At 70.5% G+C, this 22711-nt stretch carries 18 protein-coding genes; 12 read left to right on the top strand and 6 right to left on the bottom strand.

Going from position 1 to position 22711, the window contains the following annotated elements; all coding sequences use genetic code 11:
* Positions 1-118: 118 nt before the first annotated feature.
* From coaE to ABME02_RS04935, 12 genes are all read left to right on the top strand, one after another.
* Positions 119-748: a dephospho-CoA kinase gene (coaE, locus tag ABME02_RS04990; RefSeq protein ID WP_353814173.1), complete on the top strand. Its 630-nt coding sequence runs from the start codon at positions 119-121 to the stop codon at positions 746-748.
* Between the two features lie 70 nt (positions 749-818).
* Positions 819-2882, top strand: a complete 2064-nt coding sequence (uvrB, locus tag ABME02_RS04985) for an excinuclease ABC subunit UvrB (RefSeq protein ID WP_353814172.1) — start codon at positions 819-821, stop codon at positions 2880-2882.
* 112 nt (positions 2883-2994) lie between these two features.
* Positions 2995-5886 (top strand): excinuclease ABC subunit UvrA, encoded by a 2892-nt coding sequence (gene uvrA, locus ABME02_RS04980; protein ID WP_353814171.1) that lies wholly within the window; start codon positions 2995-2997, stop codon positions 5884-5886.
* A 2-nt stretch (positions 5887-5888) separates the two neighbouring features.
* Positions 5889-7877, top strand: a complete 1989-nt coding sequence (uvrC, locus tag ABME02_RS04975; protein WP_353814170.1) for an excinuclease ABC subunit UvrC — start codon at positions 5889-5891, stop codon at positions 7875-7877.
* Positions 7878-7919: 42 nt separating this feature from the next.
* Entirely contained in the window at positions 7920-8792 is an 873-nt protein-coding gene (gene rapZ, locus ABME02_RS04970; protein ID WP_353814169.1) for an RNase adapter RapZ, read from the top strand.
* A 43-nt stretch (positions 8793-8835) separates the two neighbouring features.
* A complete protein-coding gene (gene whiA / locus ABME02_RS04965; RefSeq protein WP_353814168.1) occupies positions 8836-9816 on the top strand; it encodes a DNA-binding protein WhiA in 981 nt (326 codons plus the stop codon).
* A gap of 127 nt (positions 9817-9943) precedes the next feature.
* Positions 9944-10570, top strand: coding sequence for a superoxide dismutase (locus ABME02_RS04960; RefSeq protein WP_353814166.1), 627 nt, complete (start codon positions 9944-9946; stop codon positions 10568-10570).
* A 98-nt stretch (positions 10571-10668) separates the two neighbouring features.
* Positions 10669-11673, top strand: coding sequence for a type I glyceraldehyde-3-phosphate dehydrogenase (gap, locus tag ABME02_RS04955; RefSeq protein ID WP_353814165.1), 1005 nt, complete (start codon positions 10669-10671; stop codon positions 11671-11673).
* Positions 11674-11683: 10 nt separating this feature from the next.
* Positions 11684-12898, top strand: coding sequence for a phosphoglycerate kinase (locus tag ABME02_RS04950; protein ID WP_353814164.1), 1215 nt, complete (start codon positions 11684-11686; stop codon positions 12896-12898).
* A complete protein-coding gene (gene tpiA / locus ABME02_RS04945; RefSeq protein ID WP_353814163.1) occupies positions 12889-13677 on the top strand; it encodes a triose-phosphate isomerase in 789 nt (262 codons plus the stop codon). The genes ABME02_RS04950 and tpiA overlap by 10 nt, the downstream gene beginning before the upstream one ends.
* Before the next feature lie 124 nt (positions 13678-13801).
* Positions 13802-14053 (top strand): preprotein translocase subunit SecG, encoded by a 252-nt coding sequence (gene secG / locus ABME02_RS04940; protein WP_353814162.1) that lies wholly within the window; start codon positions 13802-13804, stop codon positions 14051-14053.
* A 10-nt stretch (positions 14054-14063) separates the two neighbouring features.
* Positions 14064-14429, top strand: a complete 366-nt coding sequence (locus tag ABME02_RS04935; protein ID WP_166548841.1) for an RNA polymerase-binding protein RbpA — start codon at positions 14064-14066, stop codon at positions 14427-14429.
* Between the two features lie 82 nt (positions 14430-14511).
* Here the strand turns inward: ABME02_RS04935 and pgl are convergent, their stop codons facing one another.
* Genes pgl through tkt form a run of 6 tightly spaced genes read right to left on the bottom strand, consistent with a single transcriptional unit; the run spans position 14512 to position 22626 of the window.
* Positions 14512-15282, bottom strand: a complete 771-nt coding sequence (gene pgl, locus ABME02_RS04930; RefSeq protein ID WP_353814161.1) for a 6-phosphogluconolactonase — start codon at positions 15280-15282, stop codon at positions 14512-14514.
* Positions 15279-16244 (bottom strand): glucose-6-phosphate dehydrogenase assembly protein OpcA, encoded by a 966-nt coding sequence (locus ABME02_RS04925; RefSeq protein ID WP_353814160.1) that lies wholly within the window; start codon positions 16242-16244, stop codon positions 15279-15281. Before ABME02_RS04925 ends, pgl begins: the two co-directional genes overlap by 4 nt.
* Positions 16241-17782, bottom strand: coding sequence for a glucose-6-phosphate dehydrogenase (gene zwf / locus ABME02_RS04920; protein ID WP_353814159.1), 1542 nt, complete (start codon positions 17780-17782; stop codon positions 16241-16243). The genes ABME02_RS04925 and zwf overlap by 4 nt, the downstream gene beginning before the upstream one ends.
* 13 nt (positions 17783-17795) lie before the next feature.
* Positions 17796-19400: a phosphoglucose isomerase-related protein gene (locus tag ABME02_RS04915; RefSeq protein ID WP_353814158.1), complete on the bottom strand. Its 1605-nt coding sequence runs from the start codon at positions 19398-19400 to the stop codon at positions 17796-17798.
* Positions 19397-20506: a transaldolase gene (gene tal, locus ABME02_RS04910; protein ID WP_353814157.1), complete on the bottom strand. Its 1110-nt coding sequence runs from the start codon at positions 20504-20506 to the stop codon at positions 19397-19399. Before tal ends, ABME02_RS04915 begins: the two co-directional genes overlap by 4 nt.
* A 23-nt stretch (positions 20507-20529) precedes the next feature.
* Positions 20530-22626, bottom strand: coding sequence for a transketolase (gene tkt / locus ABME02_RS04905; protein WP_353814156.1), 2097 nt, complete (start codon positions 22624-22626; stop codon positions 20530-20532).
* Positions 22627-22711 lie beyond the last annotated feature (85 nt).

Genomic DNA, 22711 nt, shown 5'->3' with positions numbered 1-22711 from the left:
CATGGAAGGCCGGTCCCCTCGGGGGCCGGCCTTCCGGCGTCATCCACCAGCGCTGACGCGCGAGACGAACGATCGCCTCGCCGTCGGGCTACGTGTCGCACACCAATAGAGTGGGGGTGTGTATCTGATCGGCCTCACCGGCGGCATCGCGTCGGGCAAGTCCACCGTCGCGCGTCGGCTCGTCGAGCACGGCGCCATCCACCTCGACGCCGACCAGCTCGCCCGCCGCGTGGTCGAGCCGGGAACGACCTGCCTGCAGGCGATCGTCGACGAGTTCGGCGGTGAGGTCCTCCGCCAGGACGGGACGCTCGACCGTCAGCGCCTCGGAGAGCTCGTGTTCCGGGACGACCAGGCTCGGGCGCGGCTGAACGCGATCGTCCACCCGGCGGTACGGGAACTGTCGGGACGGCTCATCGCGAAGGCCGAGGAGGAGGACCCGGACGCCGTGGTCGTCTACGACGTCCCGCTGCTCGTCGAGGCGCAGGTCGATCACCCGTTCGACCTCGTCGTCGTGACCAGTGCGCCGAAGCGCGCTCAGGTCAGGCGACTCGTCGAGGAGCGCGGACTCGACCCGATCCAGGCCGAGGCCCGCGTCGACGCGCAGGTGAGCGACGAGGAGCGGCGCGCGGTGGCGGACGTCGTCATCGACACCGGCGGCACGATCGCGCACACCATGAGCCAGGCCGATGCGCTCTGGGTGGACATCGAGCGGGCTCGGACGGCGGCGCGCGAGCGGCCGAGCGGATGACGCGAGCGCCAGGCGTTCGCTGAGCGCGATCCCGGCGATCGTGTCGGTGGGCGATCCTAGACTCGGAGGCATGCAGTCCACCCGTTCCGTGCGCCCGTTCGAGGTCATCAGCGAGTACGCGCCGAGCGGTGACCAGCCGCAGGCGATCGGCGACCTGGCGGCGCGCATCAACGCCGGAGAGACCGACGTGGTGCTGCTCGGCGCGACCGGCACCGGCAAGTCGGCGACCACCGCCTGGCTCATCGAGCAGGTGCAGCGGCCGACGCTCGTCCTCGCGCACAACAAGACGCTCGCGGCGCAGCTCGCCAACGAGTTCCGCGAGCTCATGCCGAACAACGCGGTCGAGTACTTCGTCTCGTACTACGACTACTACCAGCCCGAGGCGTACGTCCCGCAGACGGACACGTTCATCGAGAAGGACTCCTCGATCAACGCCGAGGTCGAGCGTCTCCGGCACTCGACGACGAACTCGCTGCTGAGTCGACGCGACGTGGTCGTGGTGTCGACGGTCTCCTGCATCTACGGCCTCGGCACGCCAGAGGAGTACCTCAGCGCGATGATGCCGTTGCAGGTCGGCCAGCGGGTCGATCGCGACTGGCTCATCCGCAAGTTCGTGTCGATGCAGTACCAGCGCAACGACGTCGACTTCTCCCGCGGCACCTTCCGCGTGCGCGGCGACACGATCGAGATCATCCCCGTCTACGAGGAGCACGCGATTCGGATCGAGATGTTCGGAGACGAGGTCGAGGCGCTGCACAGCCTGCACCCGCTCACCGGCACGGTCGTGGCCAAGCTCGACGCGGTGCCGGTGTTCCCGGCCTCGCACTACGTCGCGAGCGTCGATGTCATGCAGCGCGCGATCGGCACGATCCGCGACGAGCTCGACGAACGACTGCAGGAGCTCGAGCGCGAGGGCAAGCTGCTCGAGGCGCAGCGGCTCCGCATGCGGACGACGTTCGACCTGGAGATGATGGAGCAGATCGGCTTCTGCTCGGGCATCGAGAACTACTCGCGCCACATCGACGGTCGTGCGCCGGGGGAGGCGCCGCACTGCCTCCTCGACTACTTTCCCGACGACTTCCTCGTCGTGATCGACGAGTCGCACGTCACCGTCCCGCAGATCGGCGCGATGTACGAGGGCGACGCCTCGCGGAAGCGCACGCTCGTCGAGCACGGCTTCCGACTGCCGAGCGCGCTCGACAACCGACCGTTGAAGTGGGACGAGTTCAAGGACCGCGTCGGGCAGACGGTGTACCTGTCCGCGACGCCGGGACGGTACGAGATGGGCATCGCCGACGGCGTGGTCGAACAGATCATCCGCCCGACGGGCCTCGTCGATCCCGAGATCGTCGTGAAGCCGACGAAGGGGCAGATCGACGACCTGCTGGAGGAGATCCGGTCGCGTGCCGACCGCGACGAGCGCGTGCTCGTCACGACGCTCACCAAGCGCATGGCGGAGGAGCTGACCGACTTCCTCACGGAGACGGGCGTGCGCGTGCGGTACCTGCACTCCGACGTCGACACGCTCCGCCGCGTCGAGCTCCTCACCGAGCTGCGAGCGGGCGTGTACGACGTGCTCGTCGGCATCAACCTCCTCCGCGAGGGACTCGACCTGCCCGAGGTGTCACTCGTCGCGATCCTCGATGCCGACAAGGAGGGGTTCCTGCGCTCCTCGACCTCGCTCATCCAGACCATCGGGCGCGCGGCCCGCAACGTCTCGGGCCAGGTGCACATGTACGCCGACGTGATGACCGAGTCGATGCAGCTCGCGATCGACGAGACCAATCGGCGGCGCGACATGCAGCTCGAGTACAACCGCGTCAATGCGATCGACCCGACGCCGCTCCGCAAGCGCATCGCCGACATCACCGAGGTGCTCGCACGCGAGGAGGCCGACACGGCCGCGCTCCTCGCCGGGCGCGACGGGCGGAAGAGCTCGCCGGTGCCGATGAAGCGCGACGGCATCGCCGCAGCCGGGGCGAACGACCTCGAGGAGCTCATCCGCGACCTCAACGACCAGATGCTCGAGGCCGCCGGCGAGCTGAAGTTCGAGCTGGCCGCGCGCCTGCGCGACGAGGTGTCGGAGTTGAAACGCGAGCTCCGCCAGATGGAGAAGGCCGGGCACCTCGCTTGACCCGGCGGCGGCGGGCGCGAGCGGCCCGGCGAACGCGCGGATCGAACGTGTGTTCGCTCTCAGCAGGTGCGCTCACGGCGAGAGTGTCGGAGGCCGTTCGTAGACTCGTAGGGTGCCAGTTTCACGTCTCGATGCCCATTCGCGCCTGAGCGTCCGCGGGGCACGCGTCCACAACCTGCGCGACGTCGACGTCGAGATCCCCCGGGATGCGATGGTGGTGTTCACGGGCCTCTCGGGCTCGGGCAAGTCCTCGCTGGCGTTCGACACGATCTTCGCCGAGGGCCAGCGCCGGTACGTCGAGTCGCTCTCGGCCTATGCCAGGCAGTTCCTGGGCCAGGTCGACCGCCCCGACGTCGACTTCATCGAGGGGCTCAGCCCGGCGGTCTCGATCGACCAGAAGTCCACGAACCGCAACCCGCGATCGACGGTCGGCACGATCACCGAGATCTACGACTACATGCGATTGCTGTGGGCGCGCATCGGCGTGCCCCACTGCCCGGTGTGCGGCGAGCGCATCCAGCGGCAGACGGTGCAGCAGATCGCCGACCGCCTGATGGAGCTCGAGTCCGGCACGCGGTTCCAGGTGCTCAGCCCCGTCGTCTCGCAGAAGAAGGGCGAGTTCGTCGACCTCTTCCGCGAGCTCTCGGGGCAGGGCTACTCCCGCGCGGTGGTCGACGGCGAGCTGATCCGCCTCGACGAGGCGCCGAAGCTGAAGAAGCAGGTCAAGCACGACATCTCCGTCGTGATCGACCGGCTCGTGGCGTCCGACGACATCCTCGGCCGGCTCACCGACTCGCTCGAGACCGCGCTGCGGTTGACCGACGGCGTGGTGCAGGTCAACTACGTCGACCGCGAGGGGGATGCCGCGTGGCAGACCTTCTCCGAGAAGCTCAGCTGCCCCAACCAGCACCCGATCGCGCTCACCGAGGTCGAACCGCGCACGTTCTCGTTCAACGCCCCGTTCGGGGCGTGCCCCGAGTGCTCCGGGCTCGGCACGCGGATGTCCGTCGATGAGGACCTGCTGCTCGGCGATCCGGCGCTGAGCATCGCCGAGGGCGTCATCCTGCCGTGGACCTCGCAGGGCAAGAGCCTCTACAACTACTACGAGAAGCTCCTCGACGGGCTGGCCCGCGACCTGGGCTTCTCGCTCGACACCCCGTGGGAAGAGCTCGACGAGGACGCCCGCCACGCCGTGCTCCGCGGCGACAACTTCGAGGTGCGCGTGCGCTGGCGCAACCGGTACGGCCGCGAGATGAGCTACACCTCGGGCTTCGAGGGGGTCGTGCCCTACATCGAACGCCAGTACCTCCAGGCCGAGACCGACGTGCAGCGCGCGCGCTGGGCCGAGTACCTCCGCGAGATCCCCTGCCCGGTGTGCCGCGGCGACCGGCTGAAGCCCGAGGTGCTCGCGGTCCTCGTCCACGACGCCTCGATCGCCGACGTGTGCCGACTCAGCCTGCACGACGCGCGCGCGTTCATGGACCGCCTCGAGCTGACCGATCGCGAGCAGGCGATCGCGGCGCAGGTGCTCCGCGAGATCAAGCTCCGACTCGACTTCCTCATCCGCGTCGGACTCAGCTACCTCGACCTCGCACGCGCGGCAGGCACCCTCTCCGGCGGCGAGGCGCAGCGCATCCGGCTCGCCACCCAGATCGGTTCGGGCCTCACGGGGGTGCTCTACGTGCTCGACGAGCCGAGCATCGGCCTGCACCAGCGCGACAACCGCCGGCTCATCGACACCCTCGTGGCCCTCCGCGACCTCGGCAACACGCTGATCGTCGTCGAGCACGACGAGGACACGATCCGCACGGCCGACTGGATCGTCGACATCGGACCCGGGGCGGGCGTGCACGGCGGCACGGTCGTGCACAGCGGCAGCTACGCCGACCTGATGAAGAACACCGAGTCGCTCACGGGCGACTACCTCGCCGGCCGCAAGGAGATCGCGATCCCGCCGACGCGCCGTCCGGTCGACTCGTCCCGCGTGATCCGCGTCGAGGGCGCGCAGGCCAACAACCTCCGCGGCGTCGACGTCGAGTTCCCGCTGGGCACGTTCACCGCGGTGACGGGCGTGAGCGGGTCGGGCAAGTCGTCGCTCGTGAACGACATCCTCTATCGCGTGCTCGCCAACCGGCTCAACGGGGCGCGGAAGGTGCCGGGCAAGCACCGACGCGTGAGCGGACTCGAGCACCTCGACAAGGTGGTGCACGTCGACCAGGCGCCGATCGGCCGCACGCCGCGATCCAACCCGGCGACCTACACGGGCGTGTTCGACCGCATCCGCACGCTGTTCTCCGAGACGGCCGAGGCCAAGGCCCGCGGCTACCTCCCCGGTCGGTTCAGCTTCAACGTCAAGGGCGGCCGCTGCGAGGCGTGCTCGGGTGACGGCACGATCAAGATCGAGATGAACTTCCTTCCCGACGTGTACGTCGCGTGCGAGGTGTGCGGCGGCAAGCGCTACAACCGCGAGACGCTGCAGGTGCACTACAAGGGCAAGGACATCGCCGAGGTGCTCGAGATGCCGATCAGCGAGGCGGCCGAGTTCTTCGAGCCGATCTCCGCGATCCACCGCTACCTCAAGACCCTCGTCGACGTCGGCCTCGGCTACGTCCAGCTCGGGCAGAGCGCGACGACGCTCTCCGGTGGCGAGGCGCAGCGCGTGAAGCTCGCCACCGAGCTCCAGCGCCGGTCGAACGGTCGGAGCGTCTACGTGCTCGACGAGCCGACGACCGGCCTGCACTTCGAGGACGTGCGGAAGCTGCTCAAGGTGCTCGGCAAGCTCGTCGAGAAGGGCAACACGGTCATCGTGATCGAGCACAGCCTCGACGTGATCAAGTCCGCCGACTGGATCATCGACCTCGGTCCCGAGGGCGGGTCGGGCGGCGGCCAGGTCGTCGCGACCGGCACGCCCGAGCAGGTGGCCGAGGTCCACGAGAGCCACACGGGGTTCTTCCTCCGCGAGATCTTCGAGGCCGCCGCCGGCCCGGCGGTCGCCGCCAGCTGAGCATGGCGAACACCGTCCCGTACCGTCCGCGGCCGGGGGAGATCCCGACCGATCCGGGCGTCTACCGGTTCCGCGACGCCGAGCGCCGCGTGCTCTACGTCGGCAAGGCCATGAACCTGCGCGCGCGGGTGTCGAACTACTTCGCACCGCTGCACACGCTCCACGAGCGGACGCGCCGCATGGTCACGACCGCGGCATCCGTCGAGTGGACGGTCGTCGGCAACGACATCGAGGCGCTCCAGCTCGAGTACACGTGGATCAAGGAGTTCGACCCGCCGTTCAACGTCAAGTACCGCGACGACAAGTCCTACCCGTACCTCGCGGTGACGCTCGCCGACGAGGCGCCGCGCGCGATCGTCACGCGGCGGCGCGGCATCCCGGGTGCGCGGTACTTCGGCCCGTATCCCAAGGTCTGGGCGGTCAACGAGACGCTCGACCTGCTGTTGAAGCTCTTCCCGATCCGCACCTGCAAGGACTCCGACTACAAGCGGGCCATGCAGACCGGCAAGCCCTGCTTCGCCGGGCAGATCGGGCGGTGCTTCGGCCCGTGCTCGGGCCGGGTCACGATCGCCGAGCACCGGGCCAACGTCGACCGGTTCGTCGCGTTCATGCAGAACCAGGACCGCCGCATCATCACCGACCTCACGCAGCAGATGCGCGCGGCCGCTGCGGTGCAGGACTACGAGACCGCCGCGCGGCGGCGCGACGAGCTGCAGGCGGCCGAGTCGTTCTTCGAGAAGAGCGCGGTCGTCCTCCGCGACCACGTCGACGTCGACGTGTTCGGAATCGACCACGACGAGCTCGCGGCGGCCGTGCACCTCTTCATGGTCCGCGGCGGGCGGATCCGGGGCGTGCGCTCCTGGACCGTCGACACGGAGCTCGACATGGGTCTCGGCGACCTGGTGGACTCGGTCGTGCAGAACGCCTATGGCGACGACATCCGTCCGCCGGCCGAGGTCGTCGTCCCCTCGCTGCCCGACGACGCGGAGGCGCTGGAGGGATGGCTCGCGGCCCTCGGCGGGCGGAAGGTGCGGCTCCGAGCGGCCAAGCGGGGCGACAAGGCGGCGTTGCTCGAGACGGCGACCCAGAACGCGCGACAGACGCTCGTGCTGTACAAGACGCGCCGGAGCGCCGACTTCACCGCCCGCTCCCGCGCACTCGAGGACATCCAGGAGGCGCTCGGCATGGCCGATGCCCCGCTGCGGATCGAGTGCTTCGACGTCTCGCATTTGAGCGGCACCAACGTCGTCGCGTCGATGGTCGTCTTCGAGGACGGCCTCCCGCGGAAGGACGAGTACCGCCGATTCACCATCCCGAGCACCACCGACGACACCGATTCGATCCACCAGGTGCTCACGCGCCGGCTCGCCTACCTCGCGCCGGCCGGTGAGGGTGAGGTCGCGACGGATGCCTCGACGGATCTCGGCGGCGGCGAGCACGGCGGTTCGTCCCACGCGGCGAGCGAGGGCGTTGCAGTGAGCGGAGCCGACGCGGTGGGCGAGGGCGACGCGGTGGTCTCCCCGCGACGCGCGAAGTTCTCGTACCGGCCGAACCTGCTCGTGGTCGACGGCGGACAGCCGCAGGTCGCCGCGGCCGAGCGGGCGCTCCGCGAGTCCGGCGTCGAGGGCGTCTACCTCTGCGGCATCGCCAAGCGACTCGAGGAGATCTGGACGCCCGGCTCCGACTTCCCGGTGATCCTGCCGCGCAACAGCGACGCCCTGTTCCTCTTCCAGCGCGTCCGCGACGAGGCCCACCGCTTCGCGATCACGCACCAGCGGCAGCGCCGCAAACGGGACATCACGACCATCCTGTCGGAGGTGCCGGGGCTCGGTCCCGCCCGGGTCAAGGGGCTCCTGAAGCACTTCGGCTCGGTCGCGCGGCTCCGCGAGGCGGACGAGTCCGCCATCGCCGAGGTTCCCGGCATCGGCCCGAGCCTCGCCTCGGCGGTCCGAGCCCACCTGGAGGGATCGCGCCGCTCCGCCGCGGACTAGGCTGGACCACCGGGGGAACGCAGGAAGGGAGCGCCGAGCGAGATGACCGACGGCGATCGCCAGGAGATGCTCATCGTCACGGGGATGTCGGGGGCGGGCCGCTCCACCGTCGCCGACGCGCTCGAGGACCTCGGCTGGTACGTCGTCGACAACCTCCCGCCGCAGATGCTGCGCCCGCTCGTCGAGCTCGCGCAGCGGGCCGGGGCGTCGCTGCCGCTCATCGCCGCCGTCGTCGACATCCGCGGAGGCACCTTCTTCTCCGAGCTGCAGGAGATGGTCGAGTCGCTCCGCGACAAGGTCGACGTCCGGGTCGTCTTCCTCGACGCGAACGACGCCGTCCTCGTCCGGCGGTTCGAGTCGGTGCGGCGGCCGCATCCGCTGCAGGGCGACGGCACGCTCCTCGACGGCATCACGGCCGAACGCGCCCGGCTCGCGGAGGTGCGCGAATCGAGCGACATCATCGTCGACAGCTCCGACCTCAACATCCACCAGCTCGCGACCCTCGTCACCGAGACCTTCGCCGAGGAGGACCGCGCCGGGCTGCGCGTCATCGTGCAGAGCTTCGGATTCAAGTACGGGTTGCCGCCGGATGCCGACCTCGTCGCCGATGCGCGCTTCCTGCCGAACCCGTTCTGGGAGCCGGAACTGCGCTCGCACACCGGCGAGGATCCCGAGGTCGCCGAGTTCGTGCTCGGCCAGCCGGGCGCGCGCGAGTTCCTCGACGCGTACGTCGCAGCGCTGCGTCCGGTCCTCGAGGGCTACCAGCGTGAGAACAAGCGCCATGCGACGATCGCGCTCGGCTGCACCGGCGGCAAGCATCGCTCGGTGGCCCTCGTCCGCGAGCTCGCGGCGCGCCTGAGATCGATCCCGGGGCTCGCGGTCAGCGTGAAGCACCGCGATCTCGGACGGGAATGAACGTGCGCCGACGGCGCCGACGCAACACAGAGAGGACGACCACGTGGCCCTGACCGCTGAGGTGAAAGAGGAGCTGGCGAAGATCGAGGTCACCCGGACCTCGGTCCGTGCCGCGGAGTTGGCATCCGTGCTCCGATTCGCCGGGGGACTCCACATCATCTCGGGCCGGATCGCCATCGAGGCCGAGCTCGATGCGCCGTCCATCGCGCGCCGGGTGACCCGCGACCTGGGCGAGCTGTACGGCGTCCGACCCGACGTCTCGGTGATCTCCGCCTCCGGCCTGCGCCGGACGAACCAGTACCTGGTGCGCGTGCTGGAGGGCGGCGAGACGCTCGCGCGGCAGACGGGGCTCCTCGACGCGCGCCGTCGTCCCGTGCGCGGGCTTCCGAACAAGCTCACGACCGGCTCGCGCGACGAGGTCGCGGCCGTGTGGCGCGGCGCCTTCCTGGCGCGGGGGAGCCTCACCGATCCGGGCCGGTCGGCCGCGCTCGAGGTCACCTGTCCCGGCGGCGAGACGGCGATGGCGCTCGTGGGCGCCGCCGGTCGCCTCGGCGTCTCCGCGAAGGCCCGCGAGGTGCGCGGCGTGCACCGGGTCGTGATCCGGGACGGCGAGGCGATCAGCGCCATGCTCGCCCTCATGGGCGCCGACCAGACGGTCCGGAACTGGGAGGAGCTGCGCCAGCGCCGTGAGGTGCGCGCGACGGCGAACCGACTGGTGAACTTCGACGACGCCAATCTGCGCCGATCCGCGCAGGCCGCGGTCGCCGCGTGCGCGCGCGTCGAACGCGCCATGGAGATCCTCGGGGACGAGATCCCCGACCACCTGAAGTACGCGGGCGACCTCCGACTGGCGCACCGGGACGCGAGCCTCGACGAGCTCGGCCACCACGCCGACCCGCCGCTGACGAAGGACGCGGTCGCGGGACGCATCCGGCGCCTGCTCGCGATGGCCGACAAGCGAGCCGTCGAACTCGGCGTGCCCGGCACCGAGGCGAACCTGCCCGCCGACCTCGACGACGTCTGAACGATGCCCGAACGGCGGCCGAAGGCCGTCAACCCCCGTCATCCGGCCCGAGCACGGGCATAGGATCGAGAACGCCGCGGTCCCCGGGCAGACGTCCGGTTCACCCGGCTGCTGACAAGGAGAAGCAATGGCTGACTACACCCTCCCTGAGCTCGCCTACGATTACGCGGCCCTCGAGCCGTCGATCAGCGGCACGATCATGGAGCTGCACCACTCGAAGCACCACCAGGCCTACGTGACCGGTGCGAACACGGCGCTCGCCCAGCTCGCCGAGGCGCGCGACTCCGGCAACCTGGCCAACGTGAACAAGCTCGAGAAGGACCTCGCGTTCAACCTCGGCGGTCACGTCAACCACTCGATCTTCTGGACCAACATGTCGCCCGACGGCGGCGACGCGCCGACCGGCGAGCTCGCCTCGGCGATCGACGACCACTTCGGCTCGTTCGACAAGTTCCAGGCGCACTTCACCGCGACCGCGCTCGGCGTGCAGGGCTCCGGCTGGGCCGTGCTGGCGTGGGACTCGATCGGGCAGCGCCTGATCATCGTCCAGTTCTTCGACCAGCAGGCGAACTTCCCGGCCGGCATCGTGCCCCTGCTGATGCTCGACGTGTGGGAGCACGCGTACTACCTCGACTACAAGAACGTGCGCGCCGACTACGTGAAGGCGTTCTGGAACATCGTGAGCTGGGAGAACGTCCAGCAGCGCTTCCGGGCCGCCACTGAGAAGACCTCAGGCCTGCTGCTACTGTCATAGCGGATGGTGTCCCCGGACGCCGTCCGGGGACACCGCCGTCCGGTCAGAACCATCTCCAACAAGCGCGCTCGCGCCTATCACAACAGGGGAGAATTCCTGTGTCTGTAAAGATCGGCATCAACGGCTTCGGCCGCATCGGCCGCAACTACTTCCGCGCCGCACTCGCGCAGGGCGCGGACCTCGAGATCGTCGCGGTGAACGACCTCACCGACAACAAGACGCTCGCGCACCTGCTGAAGTACGACTCGATCACCGGGCGCCTCGACGCGACCGTCGAGTACGACGACGAGCACCTCATCGTCGACGGCAAGTCGATCAGGGCGTTCGCCGAGCGCGACCCCGCCAACCTGCCGTGGGGCGACCTCGGCGTCGACATCGTCATCGAGTCGACCGGCTTCTTCACCAAGGCGGCCGACGCGCGCAAGCACCTCGAGGCCGGCGCGAAGAAGGTCCTCATCTCGGCTCCCGCGACCGACGAGGACGCCACGTTCGTGATGGGCGTCAACGAGGACTCGTACGACCCCGCTGCGCACCACATCATCTCGAACGCCTCGTGCACCACGAACTGCCTGGCCCCGCTCGCCAAGGTCTTCAACGACGAGTTCGGCATCGAGCGCGGCCTGATGACCACGATCCACGCCTACACGGCCGACCAGAACCTGCAGGACGGCCCGCACAAGGACCTCCGCCGGGCGCGCGCCGCGGCGATCAACATCGTGCCCACCTCGACCGGCGCGGCCAAGGCCATCGGCCTGGTCCTGCCCGAGCTCGTGGGCAAGCTCGACGGGTTCGCGCTGCGCGTCCCGGTCCCCACCGGCTCGATCACCGACCTCACGGTGACGGCCTCCCGGCCGGTCACGGTCGACGAGGTCAAGGCCGCCTACAAGAAGGCCGCCGAGGGCCCGATGAAGGGCATCCTGAAGTACACCGAGGACCCGATCGTCTCGAGCGACATCGTCACCGACCCGCACTCGTCGATCTTCGACGCGGGGCTGACGCGCGTGATCGGCGACCAGGTCAAGCTCTCGTCGTGGTACGACAACGAGTGGGGCTACTCCAACCGCCTCGTCGACCTCACCGAGTACGTGGCCGAGCGACTCTGAGGGAGCAGACGTGACCCTCAGGACCATCGATTCCCTGGGTCCGCTCGCCGGCACGCGTGTCGTCGTCCGCTGCGACCTCAACGTCCCACTGAAGGACGGGGTCATCACGGACGACGGCCGCGTGCGCGCGTCGGTCCCCACGCTCACCGCGCTCGTCGAACAGGGCGCCAAGGTGATCGTGATCTCCCACCTCGGCCGCCCCGACGGCGCGCCGGACCCGAAGTACAGCCTCGCGCCCGTCGCGGCCCGCCTCGGCGAGCTCATCGACGTGCCGGTGGGGTTCGCGACCGACACGGTCGGCGACGACGCCGCGGCGAAGGTCGCCGCGCTCGGGGACGGCGAGGTGCTCGTGCTCGAGAACCTGCGCTTCAACCCCGGCGAGACCAGCAAGAACGAGGCCGAGCGCACCGCCTTCGCCGGGCAGCTCGCCGAGTTCGCCGATTCGGTCGTCTCCGACGGCTTCGGCGTCGTGCACCGCAAGCAGGCGAGCGTCTACGAGCTCGAGCAGCTGCGCCCGAGCGCGGCCGGCCTCCTGATCGCAGCGGAGCTCGACGTGCTCGACCGGCTCACCGAGAACCCCGAGCGCCCCTACGTGGTGGTGCTCGGAGGGTCGAAGGTGTCCGACAAGCTCGGCGTCATCGAGCACCTGCTGCCGCGCGTCGACGCGCTGCTCATCGGCGGCGGCATGCTCTTCACCTTCCTCGCCGCGCAGGGCCACGAGGTCGGCTCGAGCCTGCTCGAGGCCGACCAGCTCGACACCGTGAGGGGCTACCTCGCGGATGCCGCGGAGCGCGGCGTCGACATCGTGCTGCCGACGGACGTCGTGGTCGCCGCGTCGTTCTCGGCCGAGGCCGACCACGTGGTCGCCGCGGCCGACGCGATCGAGGAGACGCCGTTCGGCGCGTCAGGCCTCGGTCTCGACATCGGTCCCGAGACGTCGGCCGCGTTCGCGGACCGCGTCCGCGGCGCGAAGACGGTGTTCTGGAACGGCCCGATGGGCGTGTTCGAACTGGCGCCGTTCGCCGACGGCACGCGCGCCGTGGCATCCGCACTCACCGACGTCGACGGCCTCAGCGTGGTCGGCGGCGGCGACTCGGCGGCGGCCGTGCGCCAGCTCGGATTCGACGAATCGGCCTTCGGCCACATCTCGACCGGCGGCGGCGCGAGCCTGGAATTCCTCGAAGGCAAGAAACTCCCCGGACTGGAGGTCCTCGGATGGCAGTGACCCGCACCCCGTTCATCGCGGGCAACTGGAAGATGAACCTCGATCACCTGCAGGCGATCGCGTTCGTGCAGAAGCTCGCGTGGAACCTCTCCGACGCCAAGCACGACTTCGCCGACGCCGAGGTGGCGGTCTTCCCGCCCTTCACCGACCTGCGGTCGGTGCAGACGCTCGTCGCCGCCGACGACCTGCCCGTGAAGTACGGCGCGCAGGACCTCTCGGCGAACGACTCCGGCGCCTACACGGGCGAGGTGTCGGGGGCGTTCCTGTCCAAGCTCGACTGCGCGTACGTCATCATCGGGCACTCGGAGCGTCGCACGATGCACGCCGAGACCGACGACGTCGTGAACGCGAAGGTGGTCGCCGCGCACCGCCACGGCCTCGTGCCGGTGCTCTGCGTCGGAGAGACGGCCGAGGACCTCGAGCAGCACGGTGCGAGCGCCGTCCCGGTGGCGCAGCTCCGCGCCGCGCTCGAGGGGGTCGACGTCTCGAAGGGGCTCGTCGTCGCGTACGAGCCGGTCTGGGCCATCGGGTCGGGCCAGGCGGCCACGCCCGAGCAGGCGCAGCAGGTCGCCGCGGCGCTCCGCGGCGTGCTCGCCGAGATCGCCGGGGCCGAGCTCGCAGCGTCGACCCGCATCCTCTACGGCGGCTCCGTGAAGGCGGCCAACATCGCGGCCTTCATGCGCGAGCCCGACGTGGACGGCGCCCTCGTCGGCGGCGCGAGCCTCGACCTCGACGAGTTCTCGAGCATCGTCCGCTTCAAGAAGCACGTCGGGGCCTGAGCCGGGCCCCGATCCCGCCGCCGCGCCGTCCGGCCGCGCCCGCACGGGCGTGGGCCGGACGGCGCTGCGGCTATACTCGACAGGCGGCATCGACATACCCGGTCATGCCCGGAAAGGTTTCACCGTGGAGATTCTCCAGGTCGTCCTGCAGGTGCTGCTCGGCCTCACGAGCATCCTGCTCACGCTCCTGATCCTGCTGCACAAGGGCCGTGGAGGCGGGCTGTCCGACATGTTCGGCGGCGGCGTCACCTCGAACCTCGGCGCGTCCGGGGTCGCGGAGCGCAACCTCAACCGCATCACGATCGTCCTCGGGCTCGTCTGGGTGACGTGCATTGTGGTGCTCGGCCTCATCACCAAGTTCGACGCCGGAATCTGACGGAGGAGACGTGGTTTCTGGAAACAGTGCGATCCGCGGTTCGCGGGTCGGGTCGGGGCCGATGGGCGAGCAGGACCGTGGCTTCCACGCCGAGCGCGTCGCCGTGAGCTACTGGGACGCCCAGGGCAACGAGACCGTGCGGTACTTCGCAGCGAACGTGCCCGAGGAGGAGATCCCGGACGTCATCGACAGCCCGTCGACCGGGCTGCCCGCCGGTCGCGACAAGGACAACCCTCCCGCCGTCGCGAAGCTCGAGCCCTACAAGACCCACCTCGCGTACGTGAAGGAGCGTCGCAGCGAGGAGGAGGCGGCCGCCCTCCTCGAAGAGGCGCTGCAGCAGCTCCGCGCACGGCGAGGCACCGCCTCGAACGACTGAACCCGATCACGGGAACGACGAAGGGCCGCCCCTCCGGGCGGCCCTTCGTCGTGCAGACCGTCGCGTTGGCGACGTGGAGTGTTCAGTAGTCGCGGGCGATGAGCGCGTCGGGCACCTCGGCCGCGGCGTCCTGGTCGACGAAGAAGACCGTGCGACGCCGGCCCTTGATCCCGGCGACGGGCACTTCGTCGCGACTCGCCCCGGCGAGGGCGAGTCCGAGCGCCGAGGCCTTGTCGGCGCCGGCGAGCACCAGCCAGACGCGCTGCGCCGCGTTGATGACCGGCCGCGTGAGGCTGAGGCGCTCGGGCGGAGGCTTCGGCGACTCGCGTACGGGGATGACCGGCCGGTCGACGACCTGGATGCCCGACCGGTGCGGGAACAGTGAGGCGATGTGCCCGTCGGGGCCCACGCCGAGGAACACGATGTCGAACACCGGGTGGGGGAGGCCGTCGGCACCGAACTCCGCGAGCTCGGCGGCGTACGCGTCGGCCGCCTCGTCGAGCGAGAGGCCCGAATCCGAGGCCGGGAACGGGTGGATGTGCTCCTCGGGCAGCTGCAGCGCATCGAGCAGCGCCTCGCGCGACTGCCGGTCGTTGCGATCGTCGTCGCCCGACGGCACCCAGCGCTCGTCGCCCCACCAGAAGTGCACGCGCTGCCAGTCGACGGACTTGTGCGCGGGGGACGAGCGCACGGCCTCGAGCACGGCTGCGCCCATCGAACCGCCGGTGAGGACCACGTGGATCGTCTCCTGCACGTCGAGCAGGTCGAGGACCTTGGTGATGAAGCGAGCGGCGACCGCCCCGGCGAGGGTGTCCTTGTCGGGATGGACGAGTACGCGCCGCTCGTTCGTCATGCGGTGGCTCCTTCGCTCGCAGGGGTGCGGTGGTCGGGGAGCAGGCCGAGTCCCCGGGTGATCACCTCACCGTACAACTCGTCGGGATCGAGGCGGCGCAACTCGTCGGCGAGGCAGTCGCGGAGGCTGCGGCGCGGGAGCGCGACGTCGTGGACGGGCTGGCCGGGCTGCCGCAGCGTGGCGACCCCCGGCACGTCCCTCACGAGTTCGATCGGCCCCGTCGCGCGGCCCAGGGAGACCCCTCGGATGCCGTGCGACCCGTGCTCGAGGCCGGTCAGCGCGCAGTTCGTCGAAGCGCCGAGCTGCATCGACAGCCACGCCGCCAGGAGCGTCGTCGACGGGGAGTCGATGGACCCGGTCACCTGCACCGTCGTCACCGGCTCGTAGGGCGGCTGGTCGAGCACCGCCGCGAGCTGGGCCCGCCACAGCGTGAGCCGCGTCCACGCGAAGTCGGCGTCGCCCGGTCGGTAGCTCGCGGCGAGCGCATCGAGGGCGGCCTGCGGGTCCGGCTGCATCGAGGCATCCGTGATGCGCCGCTGGGCGATCCGGCCGAGCGGGGAGTCGCCCGGAACCTCGGGCGCGGTGCCCGGCCACCAGGTGACGACCGGGGCGTCGGGCAGGAGGAGCCCCATCACGAGGCCCTGCTCGTCCTGCGCCGCGTCGCCGCTCGCCCTGAGGATGACGACCTCGCTCGCTCCCGCATCGCCGCCGACGCGGATCTCCGCGTCGAGGCGGCTGACGTCGGGATCGGACTCGCCCGCCGTCGAGACGACGATGACGCGCATCGGATGCTCACGGGACGCGTCGTTCGCGGCCTCGATCGCCTCCTCCTCGGCATCGTGCGTCGTCGCGATCACGAGGGTGAGCACGCGGCCGAGCGCCACGACGCCGCCCTCTTCTCGGATCTTCACGAGCGTCTTCGAGACCTGGCTCGTGGTCGTGTCGGGCAGTTCGACGATCATGGGCGCCTCCAGGTGCGTCCGTCGCGGGCGAGGAGCTCGTCGGCCGAGGCCGGGCCCCAGGAACCGGGCTTGTACTGCTCGGGTCGTCCCTGCGAGGCCCAGAACTCCTCGATCGGGTCGAGGATCTTCCAGGACAGCTCGACCTCCTCCTGGCGGGGGAAGAGGGGCGGGTCGCCGAGGAGCACGTCGAGGATGAGGCGTTCGTACGCCTCGGGGCTGGCCTCGGTGAAGGCGTGGCCGTACCCGAAGTCCATCGTCACGTCGCGGACCTGCATGCCCGCGCCGGGCACCTTGGATCCGAAGCGGATGGTCACGCCCTCGTCGGGCTGGACCCGGATCACGAGCGCGTTCTGGCCGAGCTGCGAGGTCTGGCTGTCGGCGAAGACCTGCTGCGGCGCCCGCTTGAACACGACCGCGATCTCGGTGACCCGGCGCCCGAGCCGCTTGCCCGCCCTGAGGTAGAACGGCACGCCGGCCCAACGGCGCGTGCCGATGAGCAGCTTCATGGCCGCGTACGTCTCGGTCGTGGACTCCGGGTTCATCCCGTCCTCGTCGAGGAAGCCGGTGACCTTCTCGCCGCCCTGCCATCCGCCCGAGTACTGTCCGCGTGCGGTGGCCGTCGCAAGGTCATCGGGCAGCCGAACGGCGCGCAGGATCTTCTCCTTCTCGGAGCGGAGGTCCGCGGCGTCGAACGAGATCGGCTCCTCCATCGCGGTGAGCGCGAGCAGCTGCAGCAGGTGGTTCTGGATGACGTCGCGCGCCGCGCCGATGCCGTCGTAGTAGCCCGCACGGCCGCCGACGCCGATGTCCTCGGCCATCGTGATCTGCACGTGGTCGACGAAGTTGGCGTTCCAGATGGGCTCGTAGAGCTGGTTGGCGAACCGCAGCGCGAGGATGTTCTGGACGGTCTCCTTGCCGAGGTAGTGGTCGATGCGGAAGACCGAGTCGGGCGGGAAGACCGACGCGACGACGTCGTTCAGCTCGATCGCCGTCTTCAGGTCGGACCCGAACGGCTTCTCGATGACGACGCGCCGCCACTGGTCGCCCTTCTGCTCGGTGAGGCCGGAGCGCTTGAGCTGCTCCGTCACCTGCGGGAACGACTTCGGCGGGATCGACAGGTAGAAGGCGTGGTTGCCCATGGTCCCGCGCTCGCGGTCGAGTTCGTCGACCGTGCTGCGGAGGCGCGCGAACGCCTGGTCGTCGTCGAACGTCCCCTGGACGAAGCGGATGCCGCGGACGAGCTGGTTCCAGACGTCCTCGCGGAACTCGGTGCGGGCGTACTTCTTGACGGAGTCGTGGACGACCTGGGCGAAGTCCTGGTCCTCCCACTCGCGTCGGGCGAAGCCGACCAGGGCGAAGCCGGGAGGCAGCAGCCCCCGGTTCGCGAGGTCGTAGACCGCCGGCATGAGCTTCTTGCGGGAGAGGTCGCCGGTGACGCCGAAGATGATGAGGCTCGACGGGCCGGCGATCCGGTTCAGGCGGTAGTCCTTGGGCGATCGCAACGGGTTGTGCGTCGCAGTGATCTCGACCGGATGCATGCGTGCTCCAGGGTCAGCCGATGGCCGCGCGCAGCGACCGCAGGCCGGCGCTCGGATCGGGCAGGGTGAGTGTGAGGACCGGCCGGCCGTGCTCGGCCAGGACGGAGGCGTCGCCGGAGGCCTGGGCGGCGATGAGATCGCCGAACGTGAACGGTCGACCGGGGACGGCCAGGTCGTCGGTCGGGCGCTGCACGAGTTGCAGGAACGCGCCGTGCGCGGGACCGCCCTTGTGGTACTGGCCGGTGGAGTGCAGGAAGCGCGGCCCCCACCCGAAGGTCACCGGGCGACCGCCGCGTTCGGCGAGCAGGTCGCGGAGCTCGGCGAACCCGGGGTGCGCGACGCGATCGACGTAGGCCTGCACGGCGAGATACCCGTCGGCCGGGACCTCCTCGAGCAGGACCTCGATCGCCGAGGCGAGGTCGCTGGCCGCGCCGATCACGTCGGGCGTGCCGCGGACCTCGATCCCCTCGGCGACGAACGCGGCGGGCATCGGCTCGGGCCGGGTCTCGAGGAGACCGCGCGCCGCGACCTTCGCCGACTCGACGTCGGGCTGGTCGAACGGGTTGATGCCGAGCAGCCGCCCGGCCACCGCCGTCGCGTACTCCCAGGCGAGCAGCTGCGCGCCGAGGGTGCCCGACACGCGGATCTCCCCGTCGGTCCCGTCGACGAACCGCTCGGTGCCCGCGTCGTCGACGAGGCGCACGACCTGCAGGTCGGACGGACGCGACCCCAGCTCGGGAGCGTCCGCACCGAGGACGACGGGCAGGATGCCCGTCCCCGACTTGCCGGTCGATTCCGCGATGAGCTGTTCGGCCCAGTCGGCGAAGCCGACGACATGCGTGCCGTCGGCGACGATCGCGAGCTTGTCGCGTCGCGGCTCGGCCGCTGCGATCGCGGCGCCGAGGACGAGACCCGGGTTCTCCTCCGTGTCGATCGCGAGGGCGAGTTCGATCGCCTCCGCCTCGTCGAGGAGCTCGCCGAGGTCGACGCCGGCGAGGCCGGTCGGCACGAGTCCGAACGCGGTGAGCGCCGAGTACCGGCCGCCGACCGTCGGGTCGGCGGTGAACACCCGGTACCCCGCGGCGCGGGCGGCCTCCTCGAGCGGCGAACCGGGGTCCGTCACGACGACGATGCGCGTCGCGGGGTCGATGCCCGCGTCGAGGAACGCCTGCTCGTAGACGCGGCGCTGCGAGTCCGTTTCGACGGTCGATCCCGACTTCGAGGACACGACGAGCACCGTGCGCTCGAGGCGGTCCGAGATCGCGGCACGCACCTGGTCGGGCTCGGTCGAGTCGAGCACGGTGAGCTCGGCGCCCGCCGTGCGGGCGATGACCTCGGGAGCGAGGGAGGAGCCGCCCATGCCGGCGAGCACGACGTGGTCGATCCCGCGCCCGCGGAGCTCGTCGCGGAGCGCCGCGATCTCGGGCAGGAGCGGCCGGGACACGGCGATCGCCTCGGTCCATCCCAGCCGCTTCGCAGCCTCCTCCTCGGCCGCCGGCCCCCAGAGGCTCGCGTCGAGCGAGGTGATGCCCGTCGCCACCCGGTCGGCCACGAGCTGCGGCACGATCCGGCGCACCGCGTCGGCCGCAGGGCCGTTCACGGAGATCCGGACATTCACCGAGCTGCCTCCAGGGCGGAGCGCACGGTGTCGAGGAGCTCGTTCCACGAGACGATGAACTTGTCGACGCCCTCACGCTCGAGGAGCTCCGTGACGTCGTCGTAGTCCACGCCCGCGCTGGCGAGCGCGTCGAGGACGCGGCCCGCGTCGGCGAAGGCGCCGGTGACCGTGTCGCCTTCGACCACGCCGTGGTCGAAGGTCGCCTCGAGCGTCTTCTCGGGCATCGTGTTCACGACGCCGTGGGCGACCAGCTCGGTCACGTAGAGCGTGTCGGGCAGCGCCGGGTCCTTGACGCCCGTCGAGGCCCACAGCGGGCGCTGCCGGTTGGCGCCGGCGTCGAGCAGCGCGATCGCGCGCGGCGCGGCGAACTGCTGGAGGTACAGCTCGTACGCGAGGCGGGCGTTGGCCACGCCGGCCCGGCTCTTGAGGGCGATCGCCTCCGGCGAGCCGATCGCCTCGAGCCGCTTGTCGATCTCGGTGTCGACCCGGGAGACGAAGAACGAGGCGACGGAGTGGATCGTCGACAGGTCGATGCCGGCCGCCTTCGCCTGTTCGAGCCCGGTCAGGTACGCGTCGATGACCTCGCGGTACCGGTCGAGGCTGAAGATCAGCGTCACGTTGACGCTGATGCCCGCGCCGATCGCCGCGGTGATCGCCGGCAGGCCCGCCCGCGTCGCGGGGATCTTGATCATGACGTTGGGACGGTCGACCTTGTCCCAGAGGCGGTGCGCCTCCGCGATGGTCGCGTCGGTCTCGTTGGCGAGGTCGGGGGAGACCTCGATCGACACGCGGCCGTCGTAGCCGTCCGTGCGGTCGTAGATCGGGCGGAAGTGGTCGGCGGCGTCGCGCACGTCGTCGGTGGTGATCTCGAAGACGGCGCGGTCGACGTCGGCGCCGTCGGCGGCGAGCGCCGCGACCTGGTCGCGGTAGGCGTCGCCGTTGGCGAGCGCGCCGGCGAAGATCGTCGGGTTCGTGGTGACGCCGACCACGTCGCGTTCGGCGATGAGCCGCTCGAGGCCGCCCGAGGCGATGCGCTCGCGCGAGAGGTCGTCGAGCCAGATGCTGACGCCGGCCTGCGACAGGGCGGCGGTGGGGGTGGTGCTCATGATGATGTCTCCTTCGTGCTCGGTCAGCTCGACGCGAGCGATTCCTTCGCGGCGGCCACGACGTGCTCAGGCGTGATGCCGAACTCGCGGAACAGGGTCTTGTAGTCGGCGGAGGCGCCGAAGTGCTCGATCGACACGGCGCGGCCGCGCGAGCCGAGGTAGCGGTACCACGTGAGCGCGAGACCGGCCTCGACGCTCACGCGCGCGGTGACCGAGCTCGGCAGGACCGACTCGCGGTACGCGGCATCCTGCTCCTCGAACCACTCCAGGCTCGGTGCCGAAACGACGCGGGCCGACACGCCCTCGGCGGCGAGCTGCTCGCGCGCGGCGAGCGCGACCTGGACCTCGGAGCCCGTGGCGATCAGGATGACGTCGGGCTCGCCCGACGACGCCTCGGCGAGGACGTACGCGCCCTTCGAGACGTTCGAGGCCGCAGCGAGCGTGTCGCCGGATGCCTCGCCCTCGCCGCGCTCGAACACCGGGATGTTCTGGCGGGTCAGCGCGATGCCCGCGGGGCCGCCGCGGCGCTTGAGGATCTCGAGCCAGGCCCAGGCCGTCTCGTTCGCGTCGCCCGGGCGGACGATCGAGAGGTTCGGGATGGCGCGCAGTGCGGAGAGCTGCTCGATCGGCTGGTGCGTCGGGCCGTCCTCGCCGAGCGCGACGGAGTCGTGCGTCCAGACGAAGATCGACGGGATCTGCATGAGCGCCGCGAGGCGGACCGCGGGGCGCATGTAGTCGCTGAAGATGAGGAACGTGCCGCCGAAGGCGCGCGTCGGCCCGTGCAGCACGATCCCGTTCAGGATGGCACCCATGGCGTGCTCGCGGATGCCGAAGTGGAGCACGCGTCCGTGCCGGTTGCCGGGGAACTCGTGCGTCGAGTGCTCGGACGGGATGAACGACGGTGCGCCGTTGATCGTCGTGAGGTTCGACTCCGCGAGGTCGGCCGACCCGCCCCAGAGCTCGGGGAGGTGCGCGGCGAGCGCGTTGATGGCCTTGCCCGATGCGGCGCGCGTCGAGACGTCCGTGCCGGGCTCGAACACGGGGAGCGCGTCCTCCAGGCCCTCGGGCAGCTCGCCGGCCTCGAGCCGGTCGAGCAGCGCCTTGCGCTCGGGATTCGCCGACGCCCACGCGTCGAACGACGCCTGCCATGCCTTCTTGGCCTCGGCGGCGCGGTCGGCCGCGTTCCCGCGCGTGCGCCCGATGACCTCGTCGGCCACGACGAAGCTCTGCGCGGGGTCGAAGCCCAGGACCTCCTTGGTCGCGGCGAGCTCGTCGGCGCCGAGCGCCGAGCCGTGGATCTTGCCGGTGTTCTGCTTGTTCGGCGCGGGCCAGCCGATGATCGTCTTCAGGATGATGATCGACGGCTTGCCGCTCTCGGCCTTCGCGGCCTCGACGGCGTCGTTCAGCTCGGCGACGTCCTCGACGTACTCGCCGGTCTTCTTCCAGTCGACCGTCTGGACGTGCCAGCCGTAGGCCTCGTAGCGCTTCGCCACGTCCTCCGTGAAGGCGATGTCGGTGTCGTCCTCGATCGAGATCTGGTTCGAGTCGTAGATGACGACGAGGTTGCCGAGCTGCTGGTGCCCGGCGAGCGAGGAGGCCTCGCTCGTCACGCCCTCCTCGAGGTCGCCGTCGCTCGCGATGACGTACACGTGGTGGTCGAAGGGGCTCTCGCCGGCGGGCGTCTCGGGGTCGAACAGCCCGCGCTCGTACCGTGAGGCGTAGGCGAAGCCGACCGCGGACGCGAGGCCCTGGCCGAGCGGCCCGGTCGTGATCTCGACGCCGGCCGTGTGGCCGTACTCGGGGTGGCCCGGGGTCTTCGAGCCCCAGGTGCGCAGCGCCTCGAGGTCGGTCAGCTCGAGGCCGTCGCCGGCGAGGTAGAGCTGGACGTACTGCGTCAGCGAGCTGTGGCCCGCGGAGAGGATGAAGCGGTCCCGCCCGAGCCAGTCGTGGTCGGCCGGGTCACGGCGCATCACCTTCTGGAAGAGCAGGTACGCGACGGGCGCGAGGCTCATCGCCGTGCCGGGGTGGCCGTTGCCGACCTTCTCCACGGCGTCGGCTGCGAGCACGCGCGCCGTGTCGACCGCGCGATCGTCGATGGGGTCCCAGTGCAGAGTTGCCACGGGTTGGGGTTCCTTCCGGTCGTGACGGCGTCGGGGAGCCTCTCCATTCGGCTCCCGGACCCGCCGGGAAACGCGACGGCGCGGT

It is taken from the genome of Agromyces zhanjiangensis (assembly GCF_040496055.1).
GTDB classification, from domain to species: domain Bacteria; phylum Actinomycetota; class Actinomycetes; order Actinomycetales; family Microbacteriaceae; genus Agromyces; species Agromyces zhanjiangensis.
This window is presented reverse-complemented; position numbering and strand designations above follow the sequence as displayed.